Raw genomic sequence first — 9,884 nt, 5'->3', positions numbered from 1 at the left:
TCGCGCTGCGCCCGCTTGCGGGCCAGCTTGCGCGCACGGCGAATGGCTTCAGCCTTTTGGCGAGCCTTCTTCTCCGACGGCTTTTCATAATGATTGCGGCGCTTCATCTCGCGGAAAGTACCTTCCCGCTGCATCTTCTTTTTCAGCGCGCGGAGCGCTTGCTCCACATTATTGTCGCGCACAACGATCTGTACGATGGCTCTCTCTCCATTATCTGGACGCAAGGACCATCCTCACGCCGCTAGTTCGCCAGAGGCGGGGCTACTACCAGAGCTGCGACGCCGTGTCCACTGTGTCAGCGCACACGGGCGTAGTGACGCGCAGGCGCGTCTGGTCTAGGAATGACGCATGACCGATGCCGCTTCTGACACCCGATTCCGCAAGTCTACCACACGCGAGGCCCTGCTGCAGCCCATGCTCGCGCATGCGGCCTTCGACGGCTGGACGGCTGACAGTTTCCGCGCCGCCTGTGCCGATGCCGGGATCGATGAGGGCCAGGCCCGCCTGGCCTGCCCGCGCGGCGAGCTGGACATGCTGGCGCACTGGTCAAGGCGCCTGGACGAGGCCGTGCTGGACGCGGTGAAGGCGGCAAACCTGGCCGAAATGAAGATCCGCGAGCGTGTGCGCTTTGGCGTCACGGCGCGCCTGGAAGCGCTCTCGGGACATGAGGAAGCCGCCCGCCGCGCCCGCGCCCGCCTGATGCTGCCGGACGCCGCTGCAGACGGCCCGCAATTGCTGTGGGCGACGGCAGACACGATCTGGCGCGCTATCGGCGACACCTCGACCGACGTCAATTTCTACTCCAAGCGGACGATTCTCTCCGGCGTGTTCGGCACGACCCTGGTCGCCTGGCTCAATGAGAGCGATGCCGCAAAGCCCGAGGCCCGCGCCTTTCTCGACCGCCGCATCCAGAATGTGATGGATTTCGAAAAGACCAAGGCCCAGCTGACCAAGATGACCGCCGACCTGCCCGACCTCGCCGGCCTGCTCGGCAAGCTGCGCTACGGCCCGGGACCGCGGGTGTAGGGCACCTTCATCGCGATTGCCGTCAATGAGAATACTGTGACTTCTTGAGTGGTCGCATTTTCGAACCGCAAAACCGGTCCCCACTTTTGCTGAAAACGCTGGTCTTTGGTGGTCGCATTTTCGAACCGCAAAACCGGTTCCCACTTTTGCTGAAAACGCTGGTCTTTGGTGGTCGCATTTTCGAACCGCAAAACCGGTTCCCACTTTTGCTGAAAATGCTCCGGCTAGCCCTCCCACCGCGGAGAAGCGTACCAGGCCTGCTCGGCGGGCACCTGGACCAGGTCGCGTTCCGGCCAGCGCAGGGCGGTGAGATGGCCGCCGAAGACGCAGCCAGTGTCCACACAGACGACATTATTGTGCTCGCGCACCTCTGGCTCCGCGACATGGCCGTGCACGACAGTCGCCGTGCCGGAATACTTGCGCGCCCAGTTCCGGCGGATCGGCAGACCGTGCAGGTCCCGCTCGCCCGTCACCTCGCCGAACATGGCAAAGGCCCGCACGCGGGTCGTGTCCTCGCCATGCATGTCGGCATGAACGCCGGCATGGGCGACCACCAGCTCACCGCCATCCAGCAGAAGGTGGTGCGGCAGGCTGTCGATGAAGGCCGCGACCTGACGGCGGAAATCGTCGCTCTCGCGGCGGAATTGGGCGATCGTGGCGTCGAGCCCGTGGCTCACCTTCACATCGCGCCCGGCCAGCCAGCGGCGGAACTTGTCGTCATGATTGCCGACCACGCAATAGCCCGCCCCGGTCTCCACCAGATGCATGGCCAGGCGCATCACGTCCGGCGTGCGCGGTCCGCGGTCGACCAGATCGCCCAGCAGGACCGCCTTGCGGCCTTCGGGATGCCGGATGCGATAGTCGCGTGAGCCGGCCACGCCCTCATAGCGCACCTCATAGCCCAGACGGTGCAGCAGCCGTTCCAGCTCGCCGGCGCAGCCATGCACATCCCCGATCAGGTCGAACGGACCGCCGTCATCGATAAAGCGGTCGGGTGCGGTGGGATTTGTCATCATGTCCATGCCCCCAATATGAGGCGCGGGACAGCCGTGTGCGAACCCCTAAAGCGGGGAGAGGCGGTTCACATGGCCCATCTTGCGGCCGGCGCGCACGGCGCGCTTGCCGTAAAGGTGCAGGCGGGCCTGGGGATCGGCCGCCAGCGCCGCCCAGTCATTGGCATCCTCGCCGATCAGATTCGTCATCACACAGGCTGAGTGCGGCGACGGATCCCCTAGCGGCCAGCCGGCCACGGCGCGCATATGCTGTTCGAACTGGCCGCAGCCGCAGGCATCCATCGTCCAGTGACCGGTATTGTGGACACGCGGCGCAATCTCGTTGACCACCAGCCCGTCGGGGCCGAGGTCGAACAGCTCGACCGCGAAGACCCCGACATGCTGCAGCCCGCCGCCGATGGCGCGGGCAATCTCCAGCGCGCGGGCCTGGGTCGCGGCATCGACGCCGGTCGCGGGCGCCAGGGTCTGTTTGAGAATGCCGTCGCCGTGGATGTTCTCGCCGAGCGGCCAGGCTTTCACCGTGCCGTCGACCGAGCGGGCGGCCACAACGGACAGCTCGCGCGTGAAGGCGGCGGCGCCTTCCAGGATGGCCGGCTTTTCGCCGATCGCCTGCCAGGCTTTTGCGGCATCGCCGGGCTCGCGGATCCAGGCCTGGCCTTTGCCGTCATAACCGAAACGCCGGGTCTTCAGAACGGCCGGCAGGCCGATCTGCGCAATGGCCGCCTCGAGGCTCTCAAGATCGTCAACGGCGGCGAAGGGCACGGTGGCCACGCCGGCCTCGTTGATGAAGGTTTTCTCGACCAGCCGGTCCTGCGTCAGCTCCAGCGAACGGGCACCCGGGCGCAGATGCGAGACGCGCGCGGCGATCTCGACCGTCGCGACGGGCACGTTCTCGAATTCATAGGTCACCGCATCGCAGCGTTCGGCAAAAGCCTGGACGGCGCCCTCGTCATCCCAGGGTGCGCAGAAGGACCGGGCGGCGACCCGCGAGGCCGGGCAGTCCGGCTCGGGCTCGTAGACATGGACGTCAAAACCCAGCGCAGCGCCGGCCGTGGCCAGCATGCGGCCGAGCTGTCCGCCGCCAAGAATGCCGATCACCGAGCCGGGCGAGAGCGGAGCTGTCGTCATGGAAGATCAGTCCTCGACCGTCACCGGGACGCTGTCGGTCTGGGCCTGGCGCCAATGCGCCAGCCGGCCGGCGACCCCGTCATCCGACAGGGAGAGAATGGACGCGGCAAGAAGTCCGGCATTAGTGGCCCCGGCCTCGCCGATCGCCAGCGTGCCCACCGGCACGCCGGCCGGCATCTGGACGATGGACAGGAGGCTGTCCTGGCCGTTCAGCGCCTTGGATTTCACCGGAACGCCCAGCACCGGAAGGGTTGTCATCGAGGCAATCATGCCCGGCAGGTGGGCCGCGCCGCCGGCACCGGCGATGATCACCTTGATACCGCGATCGCGCGCAGTCTTGGCGAACTCGACCAGCCGCTCCGGCGTGCGGTGCGCCGAGACGACCTGCGCCTCGTAATTCACGCCGAGATCGCGCAAAAGGCCGGCCGCCTTCTTCATGGTCGGCCAGTCGGAACGCGAGCCCATGACGATGGCAACATCGGCAAGGCTGGCGGTGGCAGCCATATCGGGTGAGGACGGCGAAAGATCGCTCATGACGCTTCCTGAACGAAGAAAAGGAAGCGCGGGACCTTAACCTCAGCGCGAGGAAGGTCAAGGCGCCTTTCGGTACAGGGCAATTCTTTCGGCGCTTGAGGGTTTCTTAACCACACTTGTTCACGTTTTGGGGTGATTGGAATCGGAGTGGATCGGCGCATGCGCATCGGCCCCTTGAACACGACCGGCAATGTCTCCCGCAGCGGGCGGACGGACCCGGCCCGGAAAAGTGACGCGGCAGGCTCTGCTGCGGCGCCGCGGGATTCCGCCTCTATCATGGGCGTGCCCGAGAGCGAACTGACACCGAACGTCCAGCGCGCCCTGCTGTCGCTGATGGGCGAGGTCGATCAGCTGCGCAAGGAAACCGAGCGCCTTCGCGGCCGGGTGCGCGAACTGGAATCGCTGGCCGATCACGACGTCCTGCTGCCGGTGCTGAACCGCCGCGCCTTCCTGCGCGAGGTCTCGAAAGCCCTGGCCCTGGCCGAACGTCACGAAGCGCCGTCCTCGCTGGTCTATATGGATCTGAACGGCTTCAAGGAAATCAACGACACACACGGCCACGCTGCCGGCGACGCCGCGCTGCATCACGTCGCGGGCCTGCTGGCCGCCCATGTGCGCGAGACCGATGCGGTCGGTCGTCTGGGTGGGGATGAATTCGGCCTCGTGCTGACCCTGACCGGTCACGAAGGCGCCCAGGCGAAAGCCCAGGAACTCGTCGACATCATCGAAACGACGCCCTTCGTGCACAAGGGCCACGCGCTGAGTGTGGGTGCCGCCTGGGGCTGCCATCCGCTGCAGGCCGGTCACAAGGCCGAAGAGGCGATGGCCCAGGCCGACGCTGCCATGTATGCGCGCAAGCAGGCTCAGAAGTCCCAGGCGGACCGCCGTCAGGCCTGACGCAAGCAGCCCGGTCCGGCTCAGGCGATGATATCGGGTGTGATCTGATCCTCAAGCCGGGCGATCTCGTCCTTCAGCCTGAGTTTTTCCTTCTTCAGACGGGCGACCTTGAGCTGGTCGACGACACCATTGTCGGACAGCATGTCGACCTCCCTGTTCAGCGCATCATGCTGCTCGCGCAGCGCGGTGAGCTGCTCAAGAAGGGCCTGTTGCTCCTGGGAATCTCCGTCCATTCCTGAGCCGTCTCTTTCCGGTTGTCGAACAGGATCCGTCGGCTTGCCGGCGCCACCCTGCGGGTGTCGGGCCAGCGTGACGCGACGAAGCGGGGATACTAGCGGCTTTCGACCGGCAGATAAATCCGCAAAGGGCGCTGCGGACGCGAAGACGCACTCAGCGCCGCCCGCCCTCCAGATCCTCGCCCCAGCGGCGGGTTGAGTCCCAGTCCAGCCCGAACAGGTCGAGGGCCCGGCCGACCGACTGGTCGACCAGGTCGTCTATGGTTTCCGGCTTGGCATAGAAGGCCGGCAGCGGCGGACAGATCACCGCACCCATCTCGGTGAGGGTCTCCATCGTGCGGATATGGCCCAGGTGGAAGGGCGTCTCACGCACCATCAGCACCAGCCGCCGCCGCTCTTTGAGAACGACATCGGCAGCCCGTGTGAGCAGGCTGGATGTCACACCGGTGGCAATCTCGGACATGGTGCGCACCGAGCATGGCGCGATCAGCATGCCGCGCGTGTGGAAGGAGCCGGACGCGATCGGCGCCCCGACATCGGGCATCTTGTAGACATGGTCCGCCCGGGCCCGGAAGTCGCGGATCGACAGATCCGTCTCGTAGCCGAGGGTCATCTCGGCGGCCTTCGAGGCCACCAGATGGCTCTCGATTCCCAGCGTGCGGAGCGCATCCAACGCCCTGATTCCATAGATAATTCCGGACGCGCCCGACACGCCCACGATCATCCGGTCCGGCTTCACCATCCCCTAACCTCGAAACGTTTCGTGAATAGACATAATGCGTGAACGTGTTTCAATCGAGTGTTCCACTTCACAAAGAGGAGACGTCTCCATGCCCATCGAAGCCCGCATTCGTGAGCTCGACGCCCGTCACACGCGTCTGGATTCTCAAATCGACGAATTGAAAAAGCATTCGTCGGCGGACTCGCTGGAAGTCGCCCGGCTGAAGAAGGAGAAACTTCTGCTCAAGGAGCAGATCCAGTCCCTCCGAACGACCACGCATCAGTCTCTGGCCGGATGATCCGGACGAACTGATGCGAACCCGACTGACACGTAAAGCAGGGGGCGGCTTTCGAGCCGCCCTTTTTGCAGGTTAGACTGCGTGTCCCGAAACGGAGACTATCATGCGTGCCCTTGCAGCCATCCTGCCCCTCGCCCTGATTGCGGCCCCGCCCGTACTGGCACAAAAGGACGTTTCGCCCTGCCAGGCCGGACGGCTGGCGCTGGATGCCGGCGAAAGCGCGCAGGCGATCGAGGATCTGGAGGCCTGCCTGTCCAGCGAGGACCTGGATCCGGATCGCGAGGTCAGTGTCTATGCCGGCCTGGGCGCCGCGTTTCTTGCGGAGCAACGTTACGAGGACGCGCTGAACGCCTATAATTTTGCCTTCGCGATTGCCGAAACCCAGCGCGCCGAAGTGATCGAACCCACGCTGTGGCGCAATCGCGGCATCGCCCGGACCGAACTCGGCCAGCTCGAGGAAGCGCTGTCCGATCTGCGGCGTGCCGCCGCCGAGATGCCAAACGATGTGATGACCCAGCTGACGCTGGGCATCATCTATCAGGACATGGACCGCGCCGCAGACGCCGTGGTCGCCTATGACCACGTCGTCCGGCTGGAACCCTCCTGGACCGGCGCATGGATCAACCGGTCGAGCGCCCTGCTGGATGCCGGCATGACCGGCGCTGCCGTCGACGATGCGCGCCGGGCCGTCGAGCTGGAGCCGGACAGCGGCACCACGCTGAACATGCTGTGCTGGACCCTGATCCAGGACGGCCGCGCCCGCACGGCGCTGCCGCTGTGCGAACAGGCCGTGGCGCTGGAACCCGAATCCGGCGCGATCGTGCATTCCCACGCCTCGGCGCTGGAGGCCCTCGGGCGGATGGACGAGGCCCTGCCGCTCTACCGCCGGGCCTGGCAGCTGGCGCCGGACGATCCGGAAATCGCCCAGGACTATCAGCGCACGCACAATCCCTGACCGTCCCGCCACCCCGGTATCCGGCCAGGCGCCATTGCAACGCGCCGCCGCTCGTGCAAGGTCAGCGATCCCGTCTGGGCAGAACACGCCCGTTTGGAACAAGAGGATCACATCATGGGTGACCGCGTCGCCATCGTAACCGGTGGAGCCAACGGCATCGGCAAGGCCTGTGCGCGCCGGCTGAGCGAGGATGGCTGCCAGGTCGTCATCGCCGACATCGACCAGCAGGCCGGCGAAGCCCTGGCCGACGAGCTGGGTGCCGAGAAGGGCAAGGCCCTGTTCGTCTCCTGCGATGTGTCGGACCGGCTCTCGGTCAACAATCTCCTGTCCGAGACGCGGGCGACCTTCGACCGGCTCGACGTGCTGGTGAACAATGCCGGCATCGTCGCCAAGGGTGATATTCTCGACCTGTCGGATGGCGATTTCGACCGGGTTCTGGGCGTCAACCTGAGAGGCGCCTTCCTGGTCGCGCGCGAAGCGGCCCGCCAGATGGTCGACCAGATCGAGGAGGGCGGCGAACGCGTCGAGGATGCCCGCCGCCGCTATGCCATCATCAACATGTCATCGGTCAACGGCGTCGTGGCCATTCCCGACCAGCTGGCCTATTGCGTCACCAAGGGCGCGATCGATCAGCTGACCAAATCCATGGCGCTGGCGCTCGCGAAACACGGTATCCGCGTCAACGCGATCGGCCCGGGCAGCATCAATACCGATGTGCTCAAATCCGTGAACGACAATCCCGAAGCCATGGCGAAGATCATGTCGCGCACGCCGCTGCAGCGGATCGGCGATCCCGACGAAGTCGCCTCGGTCGCGTCCTTCCTGGCCTCGCGCGATGCCAGCTATGTCACCGGCACCACGCTCTATGTCGATGGCGGCCGCCTGGCCCTGAACTACACGGTGAGCTGATACAGCAAGGCCGGCCCCGACGGGACCGGCCTTTTTCCTGTCGTCCTGACGATAATGATCAGTCCTGCTTGGAACCGCCGAACAGGGTTTCCAGATCGACATCGTCCGGATTGAACTCGTCGCTCGGCTTTTCCAGCTCTTCCTGAGCCTTGAGCGTATCGCTGAGCATTTCCGGATTTTCTTCTTCCAGCTTGCGGCGGCGGGCCGAGGCCTTCTTCACCTGATCGTCGAGATCGATCTGGGTGCACAGGCCCAGCGAGACCGGATCGGTCGGCTTGATATTGGCCGAATTCCAGTGCGTGCGCTCGCGCACCGCCTGGATCGTCGTCTTGGTCGTACCGATCAGCTTGGAAATCTGGGCGTCGGACAGTTCCGGGTGGTTGCGTACCAGCCAGGCGATCGCGTCCGGACGGTTCTGGCGGCGCGACAGCGGCGTATAGCGCGGACCGCGGCGCTTGGCCGGCGTGTGCAGGTCGGCGTATTTCGGCTTCACCACCGTCATGCGGTAATCGCTGTTGTTTTCGGCCTTCTCGATTTCTTCCCGGGTCAGCTGCCCGTTGGAGATCGGGTCGGCGCCGCGCACGCCCACGGCCACGTCGCCATCGGCAATGCCTTTGACTTCCAGCGGGTGCAGGCCGCAGAAGCCGGCAATCTGCTCGAAGGTGAGCGAGGTATTGTCGACGAGCCAGACCGCCGTGGCTTTCGGCATCAGGATCTCGGTCATGGATTCAATCTCCCTGGGAGAAACAAAAAAAGCCCGACACGGCGGCCGGGCTTGGGCTCCGACGCTCCGGTTCAGGATAGCCCGTACACGAAGCGATTTAGGGGATTTATACCGCAATCGGACGCCGCTGCAAAGCGGTGGCCCCGGCCATTTATCAGCAGATCAGCAGGATCTTCCCCGAATGTTCGCCGCCATCCAGACGCGCATGGGCCGACCGCACATCGTCCAGCGCGAAGCGGCTGTCGATCACCGGCGCCAGGCGGCCGGCCGCAATCCACGGCCACACAGTCTCGCGCACCGCACGCGCCAGCCGCGCCTTCTCGGCGTCGGGCCGGGCCCGCAGGGTCGAGCCCGTCAGCACGATCCGCTTCAGCATGACCCGCATCAGATCGACCTCGACCCGGCTGCCTTTCAGGAAGGCGATCGAGACAATGCGGGCACCGGCATTGGCGCAATTGATGTTCTTCTGGACATAATCGCCGCCCACCATGTCGAGAATGACGTCGGCCCCGCCGGCATCCTTCACAACGGTCTCGAAGTCGGCCTCGCGATAGTTGATCGCGGTATCGGCGCCCAGGCGCTCACACAGCGCCACCTTCTCTGCCGTGCCGGCTGTTGCGATCACGCGCGCGCCATGGGCCTTGGCCATCTGGATGGCCGTCGTGCCGATCCCGCTCGTCCCGCCATGAACCAACAGTGTCTCGTCCGGCGACAATGCCCCGATCTCGAACACATTCGTCCACACGGTCAGCACGGTCTCGGGCAGTCCCGCAGCGTCGGCGAGATCGATCCCCGCCGGTGCCGGCAGGACCGAGCCGGCCGGCGCGGTGACATAGTCGGAATAGCCGCCCCCCGCGACCAGCGCACAGACCGGATCGCCCACGGCAAGCCCGTCAACGCCGGGACCGAGCGCTGCGACATGACCGGAGACTTCCAGGCCCAGCCCTTCAGGCGCGCCGGCCGGTGCGGGATAGAAGCCGAGGCGCTCGATCTGGTCCGGCCGGTTGACGCCACAGGCGGTATTCCGGATCAGCACCTGACCGGGTCCTGGCGGCGTCACAGGGCGCGTCACCACGTCCAGCACATCCGGCCCGCCGGGCTCGCGGGCGATCACGATACGGGTGGTTTCAGCGGACGGCGTGGGCTGGGTCATGGGACTTTTTCCGGCTTCGCGCTATGTTGTGTCATCGCAGTGTGGAGGCCCCCATGTTTCACGATGACGATATGCCTGCAAGCGCCCGGGCGAAGAATGCCATCATCCCCGGCGAGGATCTCAGCGCTCTCTCGCTGGAAGATCTTGCCGAGCGCCGCGACCTGCTCGAGGCCGAATTGCGCCGCATCGACACCATGACCGACAAGAAACAGGCCGGTCGCAGCGCTGCGGACGCCGTGTTTAAGTTTTGATCAAGAGTTTCGGGCAGATTGGCCCGAGCCTTGCTACGA

General features: G+C 65.3%; 14 protein-coding genes. 6 read left to right on the top strand and 8 right to left on the bottom strand.

Annotated elements, in window-relative coordinates; translation table 11 throughout:
• Window positions 1-224, bottom strand: a 224-nt coding sequence (rpsU, locus tag ABJO18_RS15275) for a 30S ribosomal protein S21 (protein ID WP_348515995.1), incomplete at its 3' end; no start/stop codon positions are given.
• A 124-nt stretch (window positions 225-348) separates the two neighbouring features.
• Here rpsU and ABJO18_RS15270 point away from each other — a divergent pair.
• Window positions 349-1,026: a COQ9 family protein gene (locus ABJO18_RS15270; protein WP_348515994.1), complete on the top strand. Its 678-nt coding sequence runs from the start codon at window positions 349-351 to the stop codon at window positions 1,024-1,026.
• Between the two features lie 224 nt (window positions 1,027-1,250).
• Here ABJO18_RS15270 and ABJO18_RS15265 read toward each other — a convergent pair whose 3' ends face one another.
• Genes ABJO18_RS15265 through purE form a run of 3 tightly spaced genes read right to left on the bottom strand, consistent with a single transcriptional unit; the run spans window position 1,251 to window position 3,701 of the window.
• Window positions 1,251-2,042: a metallophosphoesterase gene (locus tag ABJO18_RS15265; RefSeq protein ID WP_348515993.1), complete on the bottom strand. Its 792-nt coding sequence runs from the start codon at window positions 2,040-2,042 to the stop codon at window positions 1,251-1,253.
• A gap of 45 nt (window positions 2,043-2,087) precedes the next feature.
• Window positions 2,088-3,167, bottom strand: a complete 1,080-nt coding sequence (locus tag ABJO18_RS15260; RefSeq protein ID WP_348508833.1) for a 5-(carboxyamino)imidazole ribonucleotide synthase — start codon at window positions 3,165-3,167, stop codon at window positions 2,088-2,090.
• A 6-nt stretch (window positions 3,168-3,173) separates the two neighbouring features.
• A complete protein-coding gene (purE, locus tag ABJO18_RS15255; RefSeq protein ID WP_348515992.1) occupies window positions 3,174-3,701 on the bottom strand; it encodes a 5-(carboxyamino)imidazole ribonucleotide mutase in 528 nt (175 codons plus the stop codon).
• A 276-nt stretch (window positions 3,702-3,977) separates the two neighbouring features.
• On the opposite strand from purE, the gene ABJO18_RS15250 reads away from it, so the two are divergent.
• Window positions 3,978-4,598, top strand: coding sequence for a GGDEF domain-containing protein (locus tag ABJO18_RS15250; protein WP_348508831.1), 621 nt, complete (start codon window positions 3,978-3,980; stop codon window positions 4,596-4,598).
• Between the two features lie 20 nt (window positions 4,599-4,618).
• Here the strand turns inward: ABJO18_RS15250 and ABJO18_RS15245 are convergent, their stop codons facing one another.
• Both ABJO18_RS15245 and ABJO18_RS15240 read right to left on the bottom strand, forming a co-directional pair.
• Window positions 4,619-4,831, bottom strand: a complete 213-nt coding sequence (locus ABJO18_RS15245) for a YdcH family protein (RefSeq protein WP_348508830.1) — start codon at window positions 4,829-4,831, stop codon at window positions 4,619-4,621.
• Between the two features lie 157 nt (window positions 4,832-4,988).
• A complete protein-coding gene (locus ABJO18_RS15240; RefSeq protein WP_348508829.1) occupies window positions 4,989-5,576 on the bottom strand; it encodes a UbiX family flavin prenyltransferase in 588 nt (195 codons plus the stop codon).
• An 88-nt stretch (window positions 5,577-5,664) separates the two neighbouring features.
• Between ABJO18_RS15240 and ABJO18_RS15235 the strand changes: the two genes are divergently transcribed.
• From ABJO18_RS15235 to ABJO18_RS15225, 3 genes are all read left to right on the top strand, one after another.
• Window positions 5,665-5,853 (top strand): DUF465 domain-containing protein, encoded by a 189-nt coding sequence (locus ABJO18_RS15235; protein ID WP_348508828.1) that lies wholly within the window; start codon window positions 5,665-5,667, stop codon window positions 5,851-5,853.
• 103 nt (window positions 5,854-5,956) lie between these two features.
• Window positions 5,957-6,808 (top strand): tetratricopeptide repeat protein, encoded by an 852-nt coding sequence (locus ABJO18_RS15230; RefSeq protein ID WP_348508827.1) that lies wholly within the window; start codon window positions 5,957-5,959, stop codon window positions 6,806-6,808.
• 114 nt (window positions 6,809-6,922) lie between these two features.
• Window positions 6,923-7,717 (top strand): SDR family NAD(P)-dependent oxidoreductase, encoded by a 795-nt coding sequence (locus ABJO18_RS15225; RefSeq protein ID WP_348508826.1) that lies wholly within the window; start codon window positions 6,923-6,925, stop codon window positions 7,715-7,717.
• A gap of 58 nt (window positions 7,718-7,775) precedes the next feature.
• Here the strand turns inward: ABJO18_RS15225 and ABJO18_RS15220 are convergent, their stop codons facing one another.
• Together ABJO18_RS15220 and ABJO18_RS15215 are read right to left on the bottom strand one after the other, a co-directional pair.
• Window positions 7,776-8,441, bottom strand: coding sequence for a cell cycle transcriptional regulator TrcR (locus ABJO18_RS15220; protein ID WP_348508825.1), 666 nt, complete (start codon window positions 8,439-8,441; stop codon window positions 7,776-7,778).
• Between the two features lie 154 nt (window positions 8,442-8,595).
• Entirely contained in the window at window positions 8,596-9,594 is a 999-nt protein-coding gene (locus ABJO18_RS15215) for an NAD(P)H-quinone oxidoreductase (RefSeq protein WP_348508824.1), read from the bottom strand.
• 53 nt (window positions 9,595-9,647) lie between these two features.
• Here ABJO18_RS15215 and ABJO18_RS15210 point away from each other — a divergent pair, with 53 nt between their 5' ends.
• On the top strand, window positions 9,648-9,845 hold the full coding sequence (locus ABJO18_RS15210; protein WP_348508823.1) for a DUF1192 domain-containing protein: 198 nt from the start codon (window positions 9,648-9,650) through the stop codon (window positions 9,843-9,845).
• Window positions 9,846-9,884 lie beyond the last annotated feature (39 nt).

This window comes from Maricaulis sp. (genome assembly GCF_039978735.1).
Lineage (GTDB): Bacteria > Pseudomonadota > Alphaproteobacteria > Caulobacterales > Maricaulaceae > Maricaulis.
The sequence above is the reverse complement of the archived record's forward strand: the minus strand, read 5'-3'. Positions and strand labels throughout refer to the sequence as shown.

Bases quoted from the DNA above. Each gene is read 5' to 3' on its own strand.
- ABJO18_RS15270 (WP_348515994.1), top strand. From the start codon at position 349: ATGACCGATGCCGCTTCTGACACCCGATTCCGCAAGTCTACCACACGC.
- ABJO18_RS15265 (WP_348515993.1), bottom strand. From the start codon at position 2,042: ATGATGACAAATCCCACCGCACCCGACCGCTTTATCGATGACGGCGGT.
- ABJO18_RS15260 (WP_348508833.1), bottom strand. From the start codon at position 3,167: ATGACGACAGCTCCGCTCTCGCCCGGCTCGGTGATCGGCATTCTTGGC.
- purE (WP_348515992.1), bottom strand. From the start codon at position 3,701: ATGAGCGATCTTTCGCCGTCCTCACCCGATATGGCTGCCACCGCCAGC.
- ABJO18_RS15250 (WP_348508831.1), top strand. From the start codon at position 3,978: ATGGGCGTGCCCGAGAGCGAACTGACACCGAACGTCCAGCGCGCCCTG.
- ABJO18_RS15245 (WP_348508830.1), bottom strand. From the start codon at position 4,831: ATGGACGGAGATTCCCAGGAGCAACAGGCCCTTCTTGAGCAGCTCACC.
- ABJO18_RS15240 (WP_348508829.1), bottom strand. From the start codon at position 5,576: ATGGTGAAGCCGGACCGGATGATCGTGGGCGTGTCGGGCGCGTCCGGA.
- ABJO18_RS15235 (WP_348508828.1), top strand. From the start codon at position 5,665: ATGCCCATCGAAGCCCGCATTCGTGAGCTCGACGCCCGTCACACGCGT.
- ABJO18_RS15230 (WP_348508827.1), top strand. From the start codon at position 5,957: ATGCGTGCCCTTGCAGCCATCCTGCCCCTCGCCCTGATTGCGGCCCCG.
- ABJO18_RS15225 (WP_348508826.1), top strand. From the start codon at position 6,923: ATGGGTGACCGCGTCGCCATCGTAACCGGTGGAGCCAACGGCATCGGC.
- ABJO18_RS15220 (WP_348508825.1), bottom strand. From the start codon at position 8,441: ATGACCGAGATCCTGATGCCGAAAGCCACGGCGGTCTGGCTCGTCGAC.
- ABJO18_RS15215 (WP_348508824.1), bottom strand. From the start codon at position 9,594: ATGACCCAGCCCACGCCGTCCGCTGAAACCACCCGTATCGTGATCGCC.
- ABJO18_RS15210 (WP_348508823.1), top strand. From the start codon at position 9,648: ATGTTTCACGATGACGATATGCCTGCAAGCGCCCGGGCGAAGAATGCC.